17 protein-coding genes and 2 tRNA genes are annotated in these 20031 nt (G+C 29.8%); 15 read left to right on the forward strand and 4 right to left on the reverse strand.

Features of this window, described 5'->3' with window-relative positions; translation table 11 throughout:
* The first annotated feature begins 87 nt into the window (after positions 1 to 87).
* The 3 genes from J2Z43_RS12155 to J2Z43_RS12165 all read left to right on the forward strand — a co-directional run bounded on the left by J2Z43_RS12155 (position 88) and on the right by J2Z43_RS12165 (position 1287).
* Positions 88 to 163, forward strand: a tRNA-Lys gene (locus tag J2Z43_RS12155).
* A gap of 6 nt (positions 164 to 169) precedes the next feature.
* A tRNA-Glu gene (locus J2Z43_RS12160) sits at positions 170 to 244 on the forward strand.
* 248 nt (positions 245 to 492) lie between these two features.
* A complete protein-coding gene (locus tag J2Z43_RS12165; RefSeq protein WP_209457405.1) occupies positions 493 to 1287 on the forward strand; it encodes a formate/nitrite transporter family protein in 795 nt (264 codons plus the stop codon).
* Between the two features lie 406 nt (positions 1288 to 1693).
* On the opposite strand, the gene J2Z43_RS12170 is transcribed toward J2Z43_RS12165, so the two are convergent.
* Positions 1694 to 2686, reverse strand: a complete 993-nt coding sequence (locus J2Z43_RS12170) for an ATP-binding protein (RefSeq protein WP_209457406.1) — start codon at positions 2684 to 2686, stop codon at positions 1694 to 1696.
* An 8-nt stretch (positions 2687 to 2694) separates the two neighbouring features.
* The gene (locus J2Z43_RS12175; protein WP_209457407.1) at positions 2695 to 3765 is read right to left on the reverse strand and encodes a DnaD domain protein; all 1071 of its coding nucleotides are present in this window, start codon (positions 3763 to 3765) and stop codon (positions 2695 to 2697) included.
* Between the two features lie 120 nt (positions 3766 to 3885).
* On the opposite strand from J2Z43_RS12175, the gene J2Z43_RS12180 reads away from it, so the two are divergent.
* From J2Z43_RS12180 to rlmH, 3 genes are all read left to right on the forward strand, one after another.
* Positions 3886 to 5349, forward strand: a complete 1464-nt coding sequence (locus J2Z43_RS12180; protein WP_209457408.1) for a M1 family metallopeptidase — start codon at positions 3886 to 3888, stop codon at positions 5347 to 5349.
* Between the two features lie 346 nt (positions 5350 to 5695).
* Positions 5696 to 6493, forward strand: coding sequence for an MBL fold metallo-hydrolase (locus J2Z43_RS12185; RefSeq protein WP_209457409.1), 798 nt, complete (start codon positions 5696 to 5698; stop codon positions 6491 to 6493).
* Between the two features lie 37 nt (positions 6494 to 6530).
* Positions 6531 to 7010: a 23S rRNA (pseudouridine(1915)-N(3))-methyltransferase RlmH gene (gene rlmH / locus J2Z43_RS12190; RefSeq protein ID WP_209457410.1), complete on the forward strand. Its 480-nt coding sequence runs from the start codon at positions 6531 to 6533 to the stop codon at positions 7008 to 7010.
* A 127-nt stretch (positions 7011 to 7137) separates the two neighbouring features.
* Here rlmH and J2Z43_RS12195 read toward each other — a convergent pair whose 3' ends face one another.
* Positions 7138 to 7560, reverse strand: a complete 423-nt coding sequence (locus J2Z43_RS12195; protein ID WP_209457411.1) for a MerR family transcriptional regulator — start codon at positions 7558 to 7560, stop codon at positions 7138 to 7140.
* A 336-nt stretch (positions 7561 to 7896) separates the two neighbouring features.
* Here J2Z43_RS12195 and J2Z43_RS12200 point away from each other — a divergent pair, with 336 nt between their 5' ends.
* The 6 genes from J2Z43_RS12200 (at position 7897) to J2Z43_RS12225 (ending at position 13620) form a co-directional block, all read left to right on the forward strand.
* Positions 7897 to 8742 carry an aldo/keto reductase gene (locus tag J2Z43_RS12200; protein ID WP_209457412.1) on the forward strand — a complete coding sequence of 282 codons (846 nt, stop codon included), beginning with the start codon at positions 7897 to 7899 and terminating at the stop codon, positions 8740 to 8742.
* A gap of 98 nt (positions 8743 to 8840) precedes the next feature.
* Positions 8841 to 9476: a flavodoxin family protein gene (locus tag J2Z43_RS12205; protein ID WP_209457413.1), complete on the forward strand. Its 636-nt coding sequence runs from the start codon at positions 8841 to 8843 to the stop codon at positions 9474 to 9476.
* 222 nt (positions 9477 to 9698) lie between these two features.
* Positions 9699 to 10211 (forward strand): DUF3189 family protein, encoded by a 513-nt coding sequence (locus J2Z43_RS12210; protein WP_209457414.1) that lies wholly within the window; start codon positions 9699 to 9701, stop codon positions 10209 to 10211.
* Positions 10212 to 10758: 547 nt separating this feature from the next.
* On the forward strand, positions 10759 to 11124 hold the full coding sequence (locus J2Z43_RS12215; RefSeq protein ID WP_209457415.1) for a BlaI/MecI/CopY family transcriptional regulator: 366 nt from the start codon (positions 10759 to 10761) through the stop codon (positions 11122 to 11124).
* Positions 11125 to 11143: 19 nt separating this feature from the next.
* A complete protein-coding gene (locus tag J2Z43_RS12220; RefSeq protein WP_234926393.1) occupies positions 11144 to 12283 on the forward strand; it encodes a M56 family metallopeptidase in 1140 nt (379 codons plus the stop codon).
* A 56-nt stretch (positions 12284 to 12339) separates the two neighbouring features.
* The gene (locus J2Z43_RS12225; RefSeq protein WP_209457417.1) at positions 12340 to 13620 is read left to right on the forward strand and encodes a VanZ family protein; all 1281 of its coding nucleotides are present in this window, start codon (positions 12340 to 12342) and stop codon (positions 13618 to 13620) included.
* 465 nt (positions 13621 to 14085) lie between these two features.
* Here the strand turns inward: J2Z43_RS12225 and J2Z43_RS12230 are convergent, their stop codons facing one another.
* Complete coding sequence (locus J2Z43_RS12230; protein WP_209457418.1) at positions 14086 to 14637, reverse strand: helix-turn-helix domain-containing protein; 552 nt, start codon at positions 14635 to 14637, stop codon at positions 14086 to 14088.
* 230 nt (positions 14638 to 14867) lie between these two features.
* Between J2Z43_RS12230 and J2Z43_RS12235 the strand changes: the two genes are divergently transcribed.
* From J2Z43_RS12235 to J2Z43_RS12245, 3 genes are all read left to right on the forward strand, one after another.
* Positions 14868 to 15455: a hydrolase gene (locus J2Z43_RS12235; protein WP_209457419.1), complete on the forward strand. Its 588-nt coding sequence runs from the start codon at positions 14868 to 14870 to the stop codon at positions 15453 to 15455.
* Positions 15456 to 15782: 327 nt separating this feature from the next.
* Complete coding sequence (locus tag J2Z43_RS12240; RefSeq protein ID WP_209457420.1) at positions 15783 to 16289, forward strand: DUF3189 family protein; 507 nt, start codon at positions 15783 to 15785, stop codon at positions 16287 to 16289.
* Between the two features lie 341 nt (positions 16290 to 16630).
* Complete coding sequence (locus tag J2Z43_RS12245; protein ID WP_209457421.1) at positions 16631 to 19588, forward strand: cell wall-binding repeat-containing protein; 2958 nt, start codon at positions 16631 to 16633, stop codon at positions 19586 to 19588.
* The last annotated feature ends 443 nt before the right edge of the window (positions 19589 to 20031 follow it).

Consider the following 20031-nt stretch of genomic DNA (forward strand, 5'->3'; position numbering starts at 1 on the left):
AAATAAATAATTTTGTAAAAAAGTATTGACGAAATATCTACCACACGATATAATCTTACTTGTGGTAAAACAGAGACAAAAAAATACGGTCTATTAGCTCAGTCGGTAGAGCACCTGACTTTTAATCAGGGTGTCCCGCGTTCGAGTCGCGGATAGATCACCAATAAGTGGCCCGTTGGTCAAGCGGTCAAGACACCGCCCTTTCACGGCGGTAACAGGGGTTCGATTCCCCTACGGGTCACCATTTACTACAACATATAGACTAGCTTAATATTTTAAGCTAGTTTTTTTATTGTATTAATAATACCTATAAAAGTTCTAACATTTAGTTATATTATTATAATTAATTCAATATAAAGTATAACGAGTTTATAATATTAACTTTATTAGAAATTAACTTTATTAATAATATATTTAATACTAATTTATAATTGTGAAACTTAATATAGATTTGTTATACTTAGATTAAATAAATGTTGAAGAGGTGTGTATATGTTTCAAGAGGAGTTTTCGGTAATAGTAGAGACTGCCAGAAAAAAAGCTAAGTTTTTAGAACGTAATTTTACTGGTTATTTGATGGCATCAATGCTAGCTGGCTTATACGTGGGATTAGCTATCTTATTTATCTACACATCAGGTGGAATGCTCGCAGGAGCACCTTACGTAAAGATTTTTATGGGTGCAACTTTTGGGATAGCACTTAGTTTAGTACTTATGGCAGGTTCAGAGTTATTTACAGGGAATAATATGATTATGACGGCAGGAATGTTAAAAAAGACAGTTAACCTAAATCAAACTATCAAATTATGGGTTGTTTGTTATCTAGGGAACTGGATAGGGGCAATTATAGTATCACTTATGTTCATTGGTGCCGGGCTTGCAAAAGGACCAGTAGGCGAGTTTATAGCGGCTACAACTGCAACTAAAATGAGCATCGAGCCTATGCAATTATTTTTTAGAGGTATGCTTTGTAATATACTAGTTTGTTTAGCTGTATGGTGTAATTATAAGCTGAAATCAGAGAGCGGAAAACTTATAATGATATTCTGGTGTCTATTTGCTTTTATAACTTCAGGATATGAGCATAGCATTGCTAATATGACTTTGCTTACAGTTGGATTATTAAAGCCTATGGGAGCTGCAATTACGCTTGGGGGTTACTTCTATAATATTCTTATAGTTACACTGGGCAACATAGTTGGAGCGATCTTATTCTTGACTATACCGTACTACGCTATTTCAAAAGATAAAAGCGAAGAAAAGGATATGACGAAAAGTAAGTCATAAAGATAATATTTTTAAAGATGGATAGAACTTAATAGCTCTATCCATCTTTTTTATTATTGATAATGAATAGTAACTAGCCGTAGAAATATGATTGAAGATAATAACGATTAAATCAATAAGACTAGCTGTTAGTGGTAATTATGATAAAGTTATGTATGCTGAATACGACAGCAAAGTGAAAGAGTTCTACAGGACGACTACGTTACTCTGAGAGGTATAAGCGCAGGTTTATATACATATAAATCAATAATGGGACCAAGCATTACTATACTATCAATGAGGGTCGATAAAATAAATTAATAATTATAGAGTATTTGCTTTCAATTGAATTGTCAATTTATTGAATTTGAATAAATAAAAAAGCTGTTTTAAATACAGCTTTTTTTAAGTGCATATAAATTTTTATTTACTTAAATCTTTCCCATCTCAAATCGCTTCCAAAGAAGTCGAAAATCTTAAACTGATCTAAAATTCTAGAGAGAGTTCTCTGAGTATAGGTCTCACCGATCTGAATAGGAGTTAAGTTTGTAGAAATAATCATACTCTTACCAGCTGTAAGTCTAGTATTTACAATATTGAACAGTTCACTGCTTGTAAAAGTGTTTGTAAGTTCAGTTCCTAAATCATCTATTACTAGCAAATCGCAGTCGAATAAGTTTCTGTAGTTCTCTTCACTAATTTTGTTTTCTGAATCTCTTCTAAATTTGTAATCCTCAAGTATCTCAAGAATTTTAAATGAGGTTTGGTAAATAACAAGATAACCTCTATCAAGTAGGTCTTTTGCTATACAGTTACACATATATGTCTTTCCTAGTCCTGTAGAGCCGTGGAACAGGATATTATTCGATTCTCTAGGGTTAAAATTACGTACATATTCTTCACAGTAACTTGAGATATCGAGCATATTTTCTCTTGGAGATATGCCTTTTTCTTTTGATTTTTCTGTAGAAAAAATTTCTAGCTTGAAGTTAGAGAAATTCTCTTTATTAAGTACATTTTCTATATTTGACATTTTGTATGCTTCATTTACAATCTCTTGTTTAAAGCAGTTGCATTTCTCTCCAGTAGGTAAAAATGCCTTATCTTTGCAAACATTGCAGTGATACTTCATTTCTAAGTAATTTTCTGGGATTTTGTTATCTGAGAAAATTTTGTATTTTCGTTCTCTTAGTGTATCTAACTCTTCTTTTGATTTTTTTACTATATGCTCTCTGTCGGCCGGATTCGTAAGTACAGACTTTGCTAATTTCAATCCTATTAAAGAGATTTCATTATCAATTGCTTTAATTTGAGAGAATTTATCGTATACTTGTTTTTTTCTTTTTTCAAGTAGCAGTTCGTTTTCATCTCTTCGCTCTTCGTACTTTTTGAGAATCCTTTTAACTTTGTTTTCGTTCACTTAATCACCTACTTAAATTTTTCTCTTTGGCTCTTTCTTATTATCTCATCAAGTTCATCCGATGAGTATTGAGTAAAGGTCTCATTGAAATTGTGAAACTTAGTTTTTTTACTTTGATAGCTTTTTGTATTGTTGTTTTGACTATTTGTAGTTTTAGCTTTTTTGTTATCTTTTTCCTTAGATCTATATTCTTCTTCATCTTTAGCAAGATCTTCAAGGGTTTTAATACTTTTAGTGTTCCAATTTTTAATTATACCATTGATGTAAGAGATAGATGGATTTGAGATATTTTTAGACCTATCACATGCGTTTAATATAAGGTCCATATTCATCTCAAACTTATCAAACCAATCATCCATAATTTTCTTCTCAGACTTGGTAGGTTGTCTAGAGAATCCAAGTTGGCGGAAAATCTCTTTATACATTGTGTATCTATCGCTCTGAAATTTGAAACTTTCCTCGACATCCTGTGGTGTGTAAAAGTTGGAATCATACCAATTTCTAAGAATTCCATCAATGTATTTAACCGATTTAGAAAAACCGGATTTTTCTTTTACATATTCATAAGCACATATTATCATATCTGAATTCATGTTGTATTTGTTCATAGACTCCATTAGACTAATCTTTTCACCTGGGTCCAAATACCTACCGACAATTTTATTTATGGAATTAAACATACTTCTAATACTCGGGTTTTCAGAAGCCTCTACAATAGTATCGGTACTAGATTTTGTAGGTGATCCAATTGCGGTATTCTCAATATAGTACTTTTTAATATCTAAAAACTCAATGGAATAATTCAAATCATTATACCCTTCGTTTTTATGAATTTTAACTATGTGTTTGTCCTCCCAGTACTTCCAAGCGTCATGCACATCCGCCAAAGGCACGTCCAAATTCTTAGCTATAGAATTATTATCAAAATTTGGGTTAGCTGACTTATCGCATGCCTGTCTAAAGCCAAGCAAATAAACTTTTACGTATAAACCATTTGCCATTGGCATAAATATATCTATAAAGATATTAGGTATTGCTGTATCACCTAAATCTATATCGTTGACTTCCTTATAAAACATATAATCACCTCAGATAAGATTATATCATTTTTTACTGTGTTATTGGTTATTAAGGAGAAATTTGACGAAGGATAATATTGCAAATATATCAAAGAACTTACGTGAATAGGAGGAGATGTTTTGGTTATTAGGATGGACCAAAGGGTAAGAAAAACTTTTTCTGTAGCTATTATATTTATGCTACTAGTTGGAGGAATAGTAATTGAAAAGACACAGACATTAGAAACTTTTATGCTAAAAGGACCAGCTAAAATAAATCAGTACAAAATTGATGCTATCTTCAATGATGAGAGCAAAAAAATCATGTGTAATCAGACGACAGAGTATGTCAACAACACTAAAGAAGATTTAGACAAAGTATATTTCCATATATACCCCAATGCTTTTTCTAAAAGGGAGTACGCACCATTTGAAAAGAAAGAGATGACTCAAGCTTACCCAAATGGGTTCAATGAGGGTTACATAGATATCAAAAATGTTTTGAGCTCAAAGAAAAAACTACAATATGAAGTCAAAGGTGAGAAAAATGATATACTAGAGATTAAATTAAATGAAAAAATAAAACCAGGAGATAGCGTACCTATTGATTTTAAATACAATGTAAAGCTTCCAAACTCTTTAGGAAGGTTTGGGTATGGCGACAACACTGTAAATGTGACAAACTGGTTCCCGATAGCATGTGTAAATGATAGTAGAGGATGGAATTTAAAGAGTTATGAGGCAATTGGAGACCCTTTTTACAGTGAAACTAGCGACTTTGATGTAAACTTATTGTTGCCTAGAAAGTATAAGTTAGCGAATACAGGTATTGTAGTAAATGATAAATACGACGAAAAGAAAAAGATGTACGAAATCGAGGCTAAAAATGTAAGAGACTTCGCATTTGTAATGAGTAAAGATTTCGATATCGCAAGGGGTAGGAGCAAGGGAGTATCAATAAATACATACAATTTAAACAAAAATTTGGCTCATAAAAGTACGGAAGTGGCAGAGGATTCAATAAGAATTTTTAGCGACCTGTTTGGAAAGTACCCATATAAAGGATTCTCAGTTGTTGCAAGTGATTTTTACATAGGTGGAATGGAGTACCCGATGTTAGTAATGATAGATCAGAGTCTATATAACGAAAAAAATAAGTTTTTACTTGAGTATGTTATAGCTCATGAAGCAGCTCATCAGTGGTGGTATTCTGTAGTCGGAAATGATGAAATAAGCGAACCGTGGCTGGATGAAGCTCTTACAGAGTACTCTACAGTTCTTTATTTTGAAAATAAATACGGAAAAGATACAGCTGAAAAGCTTATGAAGACAATGGAAGTACAATCGAAGAGCTACAGAAGTGAAAATATATTTAAGCCTACAACTGACTATAAAAATTCAACGGATTACAGCTTAAATGTATATACAAAAGGAGCTGTAGCACTACATAATGTTAGAAAAGAAGTAGGGGATAAAGTCTTTTTCAGTACTTTAAAAGAATACTACAATAAGAATAAACACCAAAATGTAAACGGTAGAGTTTTTGTAGATCTTTGGAACAGTAAGGGCGTAGATATTGATAAAATAATAAGTGAATGCAAGTAGGTATATTTATAAATATAATATTGTAGAGTTACTACAGAAGGAATTAATTTAAAGGGCAGTAAAACGATATAGTAGTAAAGATAAGTAAAGTGAATTAAAGATAAGTAAATTAAAAATAAGTAAATTAATGGTCAGTAGTTAGAATAAAGATTATATTAGTATTTAAGGGTAAGTTTTAAAGGTATTTACGACTTTTAGAACTTGCCCTTTGTATTTTTTGTAATATAATATGGCGGCTAAAGTCAACATAAATTGTAAATTTAATACAAGAAATACTTTAATTCGTTTCTAATATTCTTTTTTTGGTATAATGTAACTTATAGAGTAAGGAAGAGAGGACAGAGAAATGATTGAGTATTGTTCAATAGGCAGCGGCAGTAGTGGAAACTGCCACTACGTAGGATATAAAGGAACAAATATATTAGTAGATGCGGGTTTAAGTGGAAAGACTATAACTACAGGTCTAAAAGATATTGATATAGATGCACAGAGTTTAAAGGGGATTTTTATTACTCACGAACATTCGGATCACATAAAGGGTGCGGGTATTTTATCTAGAAAATTTGATATACCCATTTATGCGAATATAAAGACTTGGTGTTCAATGAAGGACAAGATAGGTGAAATCAAGGATAAGAATATGAAGGTTTTCGAGAATGACAAGACTTACGCTCTCGAGAATATTGTTATAAGACCATTTTCAATACAGCATGATGCAGCGGATCCAGTAGGATACAATTTTTATACTGATAATGACGAGAAGATTTCTATAGCTACAGATATAGGGTGTGTAACAGAGAACGTAAAAAAACATCTTTATAAGTCAAAATTAGTGGTTTTAGAATCAAACTACGATGAAAATATGTTGATGATGGGATCTTATACTTACTCTCTTAAGAAGAGGGTTATGTCAGATATAGGTCACTTATCAAACGATATAGCATCTCAATTCTGTGTGGATTTAATCAATAACGGGACGGAGTCAATCTTATTAGCGCATTTAAGCAAAGAAAACAACTTCCCAGAATTAGCATTTGAAACTGCTAACGGGACTCTAGCTGCAAACGACATGGCAGTTGGACAAGATGTAACTTTGGATATTCTTTTAAGAAACAGTCCGTCTAAGATTTACAGAGTAAAATAGAAACGTAAAACGAAGAGTTGAATTTTGAGAGGTTTTTATGAACATACAAATAGTTTCAGTTGGAAAAATTAAAGAGAAATATTTAAAGCTTGGAATTGAAGAGTTTAGTAAAAGACTTAGCAAGTATTGCAAGCTCGATATAGTAGAATTAGATGATGAAAAAGCTCCCGAGAATTTGAGTGATAAAGGCAGGGAGATAGTTAAGGATAAAGAGGGAAACAAGATTTTAAGTAAGATAAAGCAAAACAGTTATGTTATTGCACTAGCTATAGATGGCAAGAACCTATCTTCTGAAGAATTAGCAGGCCATATGAGCAATTTGGCTGTTACTGGCAATAGTAGCCTTACTTTTGTAATCGGTGGCTCTCTAGGGCTTTCTGATGAGGTGATGAAGAGGGCCGATTTTAAGTTGTCGTTTTCTAAGATGACTTTTCCTCATCAGTTGATGAGGTTGATTTTGTTGGAGCAGATTTATAGGGCTTATAGGATTAATTGTGGTGAACCTTATCACAAATAAGGGATACGGTTTTTTAAGATTTATAAAAAAAGGGGCTATCGCATGAATATAAAAAATGTTCTGTGATAGCCCCTTTTAATTTAAAGTTTGTTAATTTTTTAGTGAGATAGCGTTGTATATTTTAAACCTAAAACTTTGAATCATCATCTGTATATTCGCAACAAGTTGGAATTGGTGAGTTTGTATCATATGCCTGGCAAGCATCATAGTAATAATCAAGCTTTCGGTCAATCAAACGAAGATATTTTTTCAAATTTTCTATTTGATTTAAAACATCTTCTTTATGTTTTCCTAACATATTGTTACGGTCATGAAGAGTATTATTACCTTCATTTTGCCAATCTATAAATTGCTTTATTTCCTTAATAGGCATTCCAGTATTTTTAAGACAGCATATAAGAGAAAGTGTTTCCATATCATCTTTTGTAAAAATACGCTTGCCTGATTTATCTCTTTTAACATTAGAGAGCAATCCCTCACGATCATAATATCTTAATGTATATGTTGTCAAATTCATTTCTTTAGCGGCTTGTGCTATAGAATAGTTCATATTTATCACCTCAAGTAGTTTTTATATATTATATTACTTACAATTAAATCTAAGTCAAGGGTGATTATGAAAATTATTAAATATAAGATTTTATTTGTTATAGTATTATATAAAGACTATGAATTTGAAAATATAAAAATTTTTTAAAATATGCTATTGACTTAGAGTTAAGTGTAAGGTCTATACTTGCCTTATAGCAAAAAAAAGAGTGCAAAATATGTTATATCAATTACCTGTAAAATTTATACAGAAAAAGAGAATATATTAATTTTTGCAAAAGAATATCATAATTAGATTAAATTTATAAAACAATAAACCTGAAAGGAAAATAATGACATGAAGGAGAATTTTTATTTATTAAACAATAACTATAAGATACCAAGTATAGGATTTGGAACATTTCGTACACCTAGTGGAGAAGAAACAGAGCAGTCCGTACTAAATGCAATTAAATCAGGATATAGACATATTGACTGTGCTGCTGCTTATGGAAATGAAAAAAGTGTTGGTGAAGCTATAAGTAAATCTGGTGTGGCACGCGAAGAATTATTTGTAACAAGTAAACTATGGAATGATGACAAAGGATATGAAGAGACGTTAGTTGCCTTTAATAAAACATTAGAGGATTTACAGCTTGATTATTTAGATTTATACCTTATCCACTGGCCTATTGCAAAAGCATCAAAAAACAAATGGCAGGAAGAAAACAGAGAGAGTTGGAGAGCATTCGAGAAACTTTATAAACAGGGTAAAGTCAAATCAATCGGAGTTAGTAATTTCCTTGAACATCACCTTAAGTCATTAATGGAAACTGCTAAGATTCAACCGATGGTAAATCAAATTGAATTACATCCTGGCATGATGCAAGAGGAAACAGTAGCATTTTGCAAGCAACACAATATTTTAGTGGAGGCATGGGCCCCATTTTCAAACGGACAGATTTTTAATCATCCGGTATTAAAAGAAATTGCAGATCAATACAAAAAATCTGTAGCTCAACTTAGTCTACGTTGGATTATTCAAAAAGGTATTTTACCATTACCAAAGTCTGTTACACCAGAGAGAATTAAAAATAATCTTGAGGTATTTGATTTTGAAATCAGTGAACAAGATGTTGATAGAATTGATAGGTTAACTGATTGTGGAGATTCAGGGCTTCATCCTGATAAAGTAGATTTCTAAAGTTATCTGATATATATAATATTTTTGTTAATAATAAAAGGATATCGAATTTAAATATAATAATCATATAGAAATAATTATTGACTGGAGGTAAAGTTATGAAAGTAGTTGCATTTAATGGAAGTCCTAATAAGGCAGGAAATACTTACAATGCTATAAAAACTGTAGCAACAGAATTAGAAAAAGAAGGAATAGAAGTAGAAATCGTTCATGTAGGAAATAAAGTAATACGTGGATGTCTAGCTTGTGGAGGATGTTCAAGAAATCAAAATGAAAGATGTGTTATAGAAACTGATGGAGTGAATGAATGGGTTCAAAAAATGAAAGAAGCTGATGGAATAATTTTAGGATCGCCAGTTTATTATTCAGCAATAGCGGGTACTATGAAATCATTTTTAGATCGTGCATTTTTTGTAGCTACTTCAAATGGAGGAATGTTTAGACATAAAATAGGGGCAAGTGTAGTAGCAGTAAGAAGATCAGGAGGAATACCTGTATTTGACCAATTAAATAATTATATTAATTACTCAGAAATGATAATGCCGACATCTAATTATTGGAATGTAGCCTATGGAACTGCTCCTGGAGAAGTAATGCAAGATGAAGAAGGTATGCAAATAATGAGAGTACTTGGTAAGAACACTGCTTGGATGATGAAAGTAGTTGAAGCTGGAAAATCTCAAGTTAAAGAAAATGCAAAGGAAGATAAGATATTTACAAACTTTATAAGATAGATAAAAAAGACCGTATCAAAATAATGGATACGGTCTTTTAGTATTTATTAATGAGTAATTTACAGTAAAGAGGATTAAATAAATTCTTATAAAAAGCGTGTTACTTTAGAATGTAATCAAAATCGTTACGTTATTTTCTTCAAATATTGTTTAATTCCAATGTTTAATGTATATACTACAATTATTAAAATAAAATAAAAAATAAGAGATTAGGTGATTTTAATGATATACATATATAATTGTTATGGAGGAACCCACTCATCTATTCTAGCAATGGCTTATCATTTAGAAATGCTAGATGAAACTCGAGAACCGACTAAGGATGAAATATTGAATTTACCTAACTTTAATAAGTTAGTATATGGAAATCGAGGAGAACTTTTTTATTATGGAAGTGATAAAGATGGAAATAAAGTCTATGTTGTAGGTAGAGGGCGTTCAAAGGTTTTAATTCCAGGATTATATAATTTAGCTTCTATGCTTCATAAACAAAAGCTATTAAATGAGAAAATTATATTTTCCAATACATCGCCAACGGTTCCAATGCCAATGACCTTTGGAGGATTATTTTCTAGATGGTTAAAAATTGATTTTATAGGAGTGCCCTTGCTTATAAAGGGAGCAAAACAATCATACAAGAACGTTATAAAACTTGTGAACCATACAAAGGAGGCAGCAAAGGAAGATAAGTCAGAGGTTATTATTTTAGATAATAAAGAATTTAAGAAAAAATGATTTTTAATATTTTTTACATTCCTTATTGGGCTGATTTCATTTTTGATAAGCAATATTATTGTCATATATATACCAAAACTTTATAGGAAGGATCTCTATGATTCCAATCCTGGTATACTGCCAGAAGTTATTTATATTTAATCAGGTTTTTATAGAGAGCTAAGTTATTAGGTTTAAAGATAAATAAAGATAAATAAAGATAAATATCATGGACACTATAAAAAAGAATGCTTAGTGCGGGAACACTAAGCATCCTTAGAACTAGATAAAATGATTAATTTAAGAATAAAAAGTACTAATCTTGGTCGGATGAGTACTTTTTTCTTGTTTTTAATCTCTATATTAAGACTCGTAATATTAATTTTAATCATTATATAACTTGCAAATATATTATGGATTATCAATTATTTTTGATATAGATTAAAGTAAATTCATTGTAAGAGCTAGGATTATATACAAAAAAGCTAAATTACAATTGACAGTAGACATGTGCCGTAATATACTTAGACTAATGGTAGGCAAATGTCGCACAAGAAAGGTGTTAAAAATGAAAAAGATTCCGAAAACAGAACTACAAGTTATGAAATTTATATGGGAACAAAAAAAGGAAAGAGTAGCATCAGTAGATATTACAAAATTTATGAGTGAAAAATATAATTGGTCAAAGGGAACCACATCAAAAACGCTTATAAGATTAGTCGAAAAAGAATTTTTGAAATCAGAAAAAGACGGAAGACAAACTTTTTATTACATATTAGTTGATGGTGAGGAGTATTTAAAATTTGAAACTAAAGAATTCTTTAGTTTTATGCATAACAACTCTTTATCCAGTATGGTATCAGCATTAGATGATTCTAAGGATATTTCAGAGGAGGATATTAAGGCTTTAGAAGATTGGATAAAAAGTAGGTGATAGTATGAGCTATATAGTTATGGACGTATTTAAGACAAGTATATATATAAGTATACCAATCATATTAATACATTTATTAAAAAATAAAACATTAAGTAAATATACACATAAACTAAATTACATGATTTGTATTTTAATAGCATTAAGAATGCTTTTTATATTTAGTATAGATATATATTTACCTATTGAAATTTTTAATAAAAGAAGTAATAACTTAGATAGTATAGCTTACATATATGAAAGTAGCACTAATCTAGAAACTTTTTTAAATTTAATATTTTATGTTTGGATAATAGGTACAATATTTGTACTTATAAGTAATATGTATAAGCAAATTATGTTTTATAAAAAAATGAAAAATATAAAATATAAGATTGAAGATGAATATATAATTAATACTTTAGAAAAAGAAAAGCAAGATTTAAATATTAAAAGAAATATTAATATGTTTAAGGTAAATGGACTTTCATCACCAGCGTTAATAGGTTTTATAAATCATAAAATAATAATACCTAATAAAGACTATAACCAAGAAGAGATAAAGTGGATACTTAGACATGAGCTTATTCATTTTATAAGAAAAGATAATTTATTAAAATTATTATTAATGATTGCTAGTGCAATCCATTGGTTTAATCCATTAGTAAAAATACTAAATAAATATTTTAAAGAGCAATGTGAGCTTTCTTGTGATGAAAAAGTAGTTGAGAAATTTAGTATAGAAGAAGTAAAAAGTTACGCTTTGGTGTTAGTAAATTCATTAAGATATAAAAATACACTTAAAAGTACTTTTTGTTCATCTCAGTTTAATAATGATGAGATAAAGTTGATTAAAAGTAGAGTAGAAAAAATATTAGACTCTAATAGATATAAAAATGGAACTAGTATATCTATATTTATAGTTATGATAGCCGTGATTTCTATGTTTTCTATTAGTACAATTACTAAGCAGAATATAGTTTATGCTAGTGAGAGTGTAGTATCTACCGATTTTAAATCTATAGAAGAAGAGTTTGTAAATCATATTATGAGCAGATTAACAGAAGAAGAAAAAAAGCAAGTAAAGATTGGAAGAGATGAAGATAATTATCCAATTATTTTTGTAGGAGATAGTAAATCTTTTTCTATAAATAAATCTTTTGAAAAAGAAAGTAAATAACAAATATATAAATTTATTAAAGTAGTATAAGTTTAAAAGGGGAGCAGGATTTATTTATGGAAAATAAAGTTGAAAAGAAAAATAGTAAAGGTAGATACATATTATATACAATTTTTATAATATACCTATTAGTTTTATTTAAAATAGTTTTATTTAAATATAAACCATTAGTTGATATAATAAAAGGTGATATAGGTACAAGTTTTAGAAGTGCTAATCTAATACCTTTTAAAACAATACTAGAGTTTTTTAGTATTGGTATGGAAGATAATAATTTGATATGGGCTTTTTCTAATATATTTGGGAATATATGTATATTTATGCCTTTAGGATATTTTCTACCCTTGTTTTTTGAAAAGTTTAGAAGTTTAAAAAATGTAGTTATAGCAACTTTAACACTTAGTATGTTTTTTGAACTTAGTCAATATTTTGGATACTTAGGAAGTTTAGATATTGATGACTTAATATTAAATACATTAGGTGGAGTAAGTGGTTATTTAGTGTATATAGTTATAAAAAAACTTATAAGCGATGAGAAAAAATTAAATCAAGCAACTATAATATTAAGTACGATTGCCTGTATTGGTGCATTTATAATCGCAAGAGAACAATTTGGAAGCTTATTAGGATTAACTAGCCATGAAGTTACAACTATAGGACAAGAAAATATTCCACAAAGAGAACCGGATATTATAGGTACTTATTTAAATACAAAGGATGAAAAAATTTATATGTACAAAGGTATGGTGGCAGAAAATTCAAGTGATATAGACTTTTTAGAGAAGATGAATGTAGAAATAAATGATGAAACTAAATTTTATTGTACAGAGGTAGATGAATTAAAAAATGAATCTATTATTACATATAAAGAATTAAGCAAGGAAGAGTTTTTTAAATATGAGTCTTATTCTATTTTAAAAGTATGGTATGATGAAAGCAATAATGATATTGTTGGTACAATAGAAGTATCTAAAAAACTATCTACTTCAGACTCAGCTGTAACAATTGAAAGTAATGAGAAAAAAGAAATACATGGAAATATTGAAGAAATAAACAATAGAGGGATTGTTATAAACTTAATAACTGTTCAAGAATTTGAAGATGGTAGTTCAGTTTCTGTAGCAGGAAGAGATGGACATGCTAACTTGGTAAGAGTAGAGTTTAGTAGTGATGCAAAATTCACTTTAAATATAGGTAAAGCAAATGGTGATATTATTGAAAGAAAAGATTGCACAAAAAAAGATATAGAAATTAAAGATACTGTAGCCTTAAAAGGAACTAAAAAGGGAGATATATTTATTGCAGATGATATTGAAATAACTAGGGTAGTTGAATAATCAAGCATTGAAATAAAAAAAATAAATATATGTATAACAAGTAAGGTGTGCGGATTTTACAATATAAAGACATATATATCTATAGGGTGTATGTGTCTTTATTACTTTATAATTGAAAGATTAATAACAGCTTAGAATGTATTTTCATGGTAATAATGCTATGGTCTGTATTTAAGGTAGAAAAAATTAAAAAAAATAAAGATATACAGACCTAATTAGCGTATATGGAAAATAGAGAAATCCCTATTAAAGATAATAAATATAGAAATAATATTATTAAAAATATATTTTATGCTATTGGAGCTGCAGTTATAACAGTTTTATTAGTATATTTATTAATGAGTAACAAGAACTATGAGTATTCCTTTTTCTATTTTAATGAGGTAATATTTATTCTGTTAACTTAAATGAAATAAATATCCTTTTTGCTTTAAGTTATTTATAATTTAGGTAACTCCCCTAATCTTAAGCAGAATAAAAATTTGTTATAGTAGCTTTTAAAGTCCCTCTTCCACTATTAACATATATATGTTGACTAGATGCAGAAAAACTTATTGAATCATCAGGAGTTAGCTTATAAGTTTTATTGTTTACTTCTAATGTCAATTCCCCTTCTAAAACCATGATATATTCCTGTGACTTATTAGAATGACCTACAGATTTATATGAGTAACCTTCATCAATTTCAATTTGGAAAAGTTCAAAATTACGATAGGGTGTACTAGTATAATAACAATATACTCGATAGTGACCTTCTTCAGTAAGCTGAGCTTCAATATCCCTTTTCCTTATGACATAGGTATCATGCTCCTTTTGTTCAAGTAATGAGGTATAAGAAACTTTTAACCCATTAGCTATTTTCCATAAAGTGTTTATAGTTGGATTAGTGTCACCTTTTTCAATTTGAGATAACATGACTTTACTTATACCAGATAATTCAGCAAGTTGACCTAAGCTTAAATTTCTCTCAATACGAAGTGTTTTAAGATTCTCTGCAATAATAAAATTTATATTCATTAAGGTATAACCTCCTATAATAGTATTGACAAATATAATTAACGAAAGTAAAATAAAGTTAACGATAAATATATTTAACGATCGTAAACTATTATACAGTAATCGCTTGAATGAAACAAGGAAAATAAATAGAAAAAATTTATTTTGACATTTAGAAATAGTGAATTGGAGTATTTTAGGCCAGATTAATTTCTGTATCATATTTTATAATTTTAAAGGAGGATATTATTATGATAAAAAGGGAAGAAGCATGGAGTTTACTTAATGAATATAATAAAGAGCCGTTTCACATCCAACATGCTTTAACAGTTGAAGGAGCTATGAAGTATTTTGCAGAGAAATTAGGATATGGAGATGAAGTAGAATTTTGGGCCATGGTTGGATTGCTCCATGATCTAGACTTTGGAATGTATCCAGAAGAACATTGTAATAAAACTCAAGAAATCATGAGAGAAAGAAGTATTGATGAAAGATTAATAAGAGCGGTAGCTAGTCATGGATATGGACTTTGCTCAGGAGAACTGCCTAAACCAGAGCATCAGATGGAAAAAATATTGTTTGCAGTGGATGAACTTACCGGACTTATTGGTGCAGCAGCAAGAATGCGTCCGTCTAAGAGTGCTATGGATATGGAACTTTCAAGTCTCAAGAAAAAATTCAAGGATAAGAAATTTGCAGCAGGATGCTCGCGTGATGTAATTAAACAAGGTGCAGAGATGCTTGGATGGGAGTTAGATAAATTGTTTGAAGAAACAATTCAAGCTATGCGTTCTTGTGAAGCATATGTTAATAATGAAATGGAAATCCTTAATAAATAATGTGAATAGTTACAGTTTTATATAAAGATAAGAAGAAAAGCTTGATATAAGTAAAGATTAATAGAGACTAAGAAATAAACCAATGATGCTGAAAGTGTCGTTGGTTTATTATAATGGTGTTTTTATTGATAAAAATGCTAAATAAATCATTACAGCGATTGTAAAAGATAGCCTATTAGATATAAATATGCTAAAAAACTTATTGAACGCAATGAAGTTGAAACCCCAAGATAGATAAGACCTTGGATTGAATTTTTCAAATATTGTTTAATTTCAATGTTCAATGCATATACTACAATTATTAAAATAAGAAATTAGGTGATTTTAATGATATACATTTATAATTGTTATGGGGGAACCCATTCATCTATTCTAGCAATTGCTTATCACTTAGAAATGCTGGATGAAACTCGAGAACCGACTAAGGAAGAAATACTAAATTTACCTAACTTTAATAAGTTAGAATCTGGAAATCGCGGAGAACTTTTTTATTATGGAAGTGATAAGGATGGAAACAAAGTCTATACTATAGGTAGGGGACGTTCAAAGGTTCTAATTCCAGGATTATATAATTTAGCTTCTATGCTTCATAAACAAGAGCTATTAAATGAGAAAATTGTATTTTCCAATACGTCGCCGACGGTTCCATTATCAATGACCTTTGGTGGATTATTTTCTAGGTGGTTAAAGATTGATTTTATAGGAGTACCCTTGCTTATAAAGGGAGCAAAGCAATCATATAAAGATGTCATAAATCTTGTAAATAATACAAAGAAGGAATCAAAGGAAGTTAAGTCAGAGGTCGTTATTTTAGATAATAAAGAATTTAAGTAAAAGTAATTTTTAACATTTTTATTTTTCTAAGATAATATAAAAATTTCTGATATACCTGAAATTATATACCTGAAATTAAGGGTGGTTTGAATAAACTACCCTTAATTGTTTTAGTTATGATAATATGTAGATAATAGATTACAGTAGGAGAGAATAGTACATATTTGAGTTTTAAAGAAAAAGTATAATGTATGCGGAGCCAAAGGCGAAGCATACATTTTTTATTTAAAGACAAGATTCTATAAAAAAATAATATATTACTGCATAAAATGGCAAAAAATGACATAGATGTATGATAGTATAGAATAAGGAGTAATATACCATTCATAGGAGGCGTTATAATGAAATTACCAAAGAAAATAGCAACACTGCTTACTGTAACATTAGTAGCAGGAAGCGTACTAGGGAATTTGACTGTAGATGCAGCAGAAGGTGTATCAAGTGAAACATTAAAGGGAAATGGAAGATGGGAAACTGCAATAGAAATAAGTAAAAAAGGATGGACAAAAGCTAAAGAAGCAGTAATAGTAAATGATAACTCTTTAGCGGATGCATTAACTGCAACACCTTTTGCAGAAGCAAAAGATGCTCCAATACTTTTAACACAAAATAATAAATTAGATGATAGAACTAAAGCTGAGTTAAAAAGGCTAGGTGTAACAAAGGTATACTTAATAGGTGGAGAAAGTTCATTAAATAAATCTGTAGAATCTGCATTAAATTCTGAAAAAATATCAACTGACAGAATTTGGGGTAATACTAGATACGAAACTTCTCTAGAATTAGCTAAAAGATTAGACGATATAAAAAAAGTATCTGAAATCTCAGTAGCAAATGGAGAAAAAGGTATAGTAGATGCTATAAGTATAGCTCCAATTGCAGCAGATAAAGATATGCCTATAATACTTGCAAGTCCAAGTAAGGGAACTGAAGTAGCAGATAAATTTATAGCAGAAAAGTCTATAAAAACTTCATATGTAATAGGTGGAACAAACTCAGTAACAAAAGAAGTAGCAAGTAAACTTCCAAATGCAACAAGAGTAGAAGGTAAAGATAGAAATGAAACTAATGCAAAGGTTATAGAAACATTCTATACAGAAAAAGAATTAAAGAATGCTTATGTAGCTAAAAATGGTATGACTAAAGAAAATGAACTAATAGATGGATTAGCTGTTGGAGTATTAGCTGCTAAAAACGATTCACCAGTTATACTAGTAGGAAAGAATTTAAGTCAAGGTCAAAAAGATGTAACTAATACTAAGACTTTCAAAACTATAACTCAAGTTGGTGGAGGAAGTAATGAAGCCTCATTTAATGAATTAAAAACTTTGCAAGAAGTTACTACATATAATGTATCTACTGTGGCTGAGCTTAATGAAGCTATAGCTAAAGCTGACGCAAATGATGTTATTAATATGGCACCAGCTGTGCTTAATAAAGCGATGGCTAAAGGTGACGCAAACAATGTTATAAATAAGGCATCAGCTGATATAAATGAAGAAATAGTTATAAAGACTAACAAAGCTATAGCAATAAACTTATCAGGAAACTACAAAAATACTATAACTGTAAGTGCGCCAAATGCAAGTATAGTAAACAAAGGTACAATAGATAAAATAGTAGTTAAAGATTGTGTTGGTGGAAAAATTGAAAATACGAGTGGAGCAAAAATATCTGATATAGAAGTTCAGGGAAGTGCAAGTAACGTAGAAGTAGTAAATAAAGGAACAGTAACAAATGTGAAAAATGATGCATCAGGAACTGTAATAAATAATAGTGGTACTATATCTAATAATCCAACAGGAAATCAAACACCAAATATAGAAGGAAATAGACCAGGTGGTTCAACTGGAGGCGGTGGAGGTGGATCTGTATCGTCAGTAGCAAATGTATCAGAATTAGGGGAATTAGAAAAAGCATTAGAAGATACGAGTATAAAGACAATAAATATAAAGGAATCAATAGGCAAAATAAATAAGATAATAGAAGTTAATAGAAAAGTAACTATAAATGGAAATGGCAATATGTTAAAATTTACAGATGTTATAAATAATATAACTTCAAATCCAGAAGTAGGTACTGCTAGAAATGGTTTATTAATAACAAATGGTGGAAGTGGAACTAAAATAGATGATTTAAAAGTAGAAATGACGCCTAAAGAGGGATGGCAGGGAGTGTACGGAATTCAAGTTTATAATGCGAAAAATGTTACATTAAATGATGTATCATCATCAGGAGCAGATGGTGGCATACTTGTAAATGGATCTGAAGTAACATTAGCAGGAACAGTAAACGTAAGTGGAAATGAATTTGGGGGAATAGAAGTATCAAAAGGTACAGCTGATGGTATAGGAGAGCCAAAATTAACTGTAAATGCAACTGTGACATATGCTGAGGAATCAAAAACAATGCCAGTTATATGGATTGATGGGTTTGCATGTAGTGAAAATGGAGAAGTTGGATTAGGAACAGGTGTAGTACATTTTGGAAATGGTAATAATTTAAAAGGTAGAGAAGTATGTGATGAAGGAAATAGTGAGTATCAATATCTCTATACTGTTAAAGAATATAATGACACTGTAGAAGATGTATCGGATTTAAAAGGATTAGAATCTGCATTAGAAAAAGAGAGTATAAAGACAATCTATATAACGAAATCAATAAATAATATAGGTAAGATAATAGAAGTTGATAGAGATGTAACTATAAATGGAAAAGGAAAAACATTATCATTTACAAAAGATATAAATGAGATACCTTCAAATCAAAATCCAGAAGTAGGTACTGCTAGAAATGGTTTATTAATAACAAATGGTGGAAGTGGAACTAAAATAGATGATTTAAAAGTAGAAATGACGCCTAAAGAGGGATGGCAAGGAGTGTACGGAATTCAAGTTTATAATGCGAAAAATGTTACATTAAATGATGTATCATCATCAGGAGCAGATGGTGGCATACTTGTAAATGGATCTGAAGTAACATTAACAGGAATAGTAGAAGTAAGCGGAAATGAATCTGGAGGAATAGAAGTATCAAAAGGTGAAGCTGATGGTATAGGAGAGCCAAAATTAACTGTAAATGGAACTGTGACATATACTGAGGAAACAGAAACAGAGCCAGTTATATGGATTGATGGGTATGACTGTACTGGTAATTCAGGTAGATTAGTAAAAAATGTAGTAAAATTTGCAGAGGGTCTAGCAGAGGATGATATTTTAAATGGTAGAAAAGCATGTGTAGATGATAATCATCAATATTTCTTCCATACTGATGCAGTATATGTACCTGATAATAATTAACAAGAAACTACAAAATAAATAATTAAATAAAAACTCTTTTCAAGCAATGTTTATAAATATAACAGATGCTAGAAAGGAGTTTTTATAATACTAGGTAAATATACTAATTGAATAGATATATTGAAAGTACAATGCGAGGTCTTATATGTCTTCGCTATTTTCTATTCTAATTTGGAATTGAGTTATAAAGATGGTAAAGAAGGTATTTAAAAGGCGGTTTATATAAACCGTCTTTAATTATGTGAATTATAGCAATATATCTATAATAGCTCCATAACAACGATACGGAGAACCTTATCATAAATAAGGGTCACAGAGCTACAAATGTTAGTAGAAAAATACAACTGTTTTATTAGTTTTTTATCCATTTTATCTTTATTTCACAGTATTATACCATTAAGTAAGTGCAATCTTTTTAAATCTGCACATTTTCTAGATGAAAA

Source organism: Metaclostridioides mangenotii, assembly GCF_017873185.1.
In the GTDB taxonomy this organism is placed as follows: Bacteria; Bacillota; Clostridia; order Peptostreptococcales; family Peptostreptococcaceae; genus Metaclostridioides; species Metaclostridioides mangenotii.

Coding starts and splice junctions, on each gene's coding strand:
- J2Z43_RS12165 (WP_209457405.1), top strand. CDS start 493: ATGTTTCAAGAGGAGTTTTCGGTAATAGTAGAGACTGCCAGAAAAAAA.
- J2Z43_RS12175 (WP_209457407.1), bottom strand. CDS start 3,765: ATGTTTTATAAGGAAGTCAACGATATAGATTTAGGTGATACAGCAATA.
- J2Z43_RS12185 (WP_209457409.1), top strand. CDS start 5,696: ATGATTGAGTATTGTTCAATAGGCAGCGGCAGTAGTGGAAACTGCCAC.
- rlmH (WP_209457410.1), top strand. CDS start 6,531: ATGAACATACAAATAGTTTCAGTTGGAAAAATTAAAGAGAAATATTTA.
- J2Z43_RS12195 (WP_209457411.1), bottom strand. CDS start 7,560: ATGAACTATTCTATAGCACAAGCCGCTAAAGAAATGAATTTGACAACA.
- J2Z43_RS12200 (WP_209457412.1), top strand. CDS start 7,897: ATGAAGGAGAATTTTTATTTATTAAACAATAACTATAAGATACCAAGT.
- J2Z43_RS12205 (WP_209457413.1), top strand. CDS start 8,841: ATGAAAGTAGTTGCATTTAATGGAAGTCCTAATAAGGCAGGAAATACT.
- J2Z43_RS12210 (WP_209457414.1), top strand. CDS start 9,699: ATGATATACATATATAATTGTTATGGAGGAACCCACTCATCTATTCTA.
- J2Z43_RS12215 (WP_209457415.1), top strand. CDS start 10,759: ATGAAAAAGATTCCGAAAACAGAACTACAAGTTATGAAATTTATATGG.
- J2Z43_RS12220 (WP_234926393.1), top strand. CDS start 11,144: ATGGACGTATTTAAGACAAGTATATATATAAGTATACCAATCATATTA.
- J2Z43_RS12225 (WP_209457417.1), top strand. CDS start 12,340: ATGGAAAATAAAGTTGAAAAGAAAAATAGTAAAGGTAGATACATATTA.
- J2Z43_RS12230 (WP_209457418.1), bottom strand. CDS start 14,637: ATGAATATAAATTTTATTATTGCAGAGAATCTTAAAACACTTCGTATT.
- J2Z43_RS12235 (WP_209457419.1), top strand. CDS start 14,868: ATGATAAAAAGGGAAGAAGCATGGAGTTTACTTAATGAATATAATAAA.
- J2Z43_RS12240 (WP_209457420.1), top strand. CDS start 15,783: ATGATATACATTTATAATTGTTATGGGGGAACCCATTCATCTATTCTA.
- J2Z43_RS12245 (WP_209457421.1), top strand. CDS start 16,631: ATGAAATTACCAAAGAAAATAGCAACACTGCTTACTGTAACATTAGTA.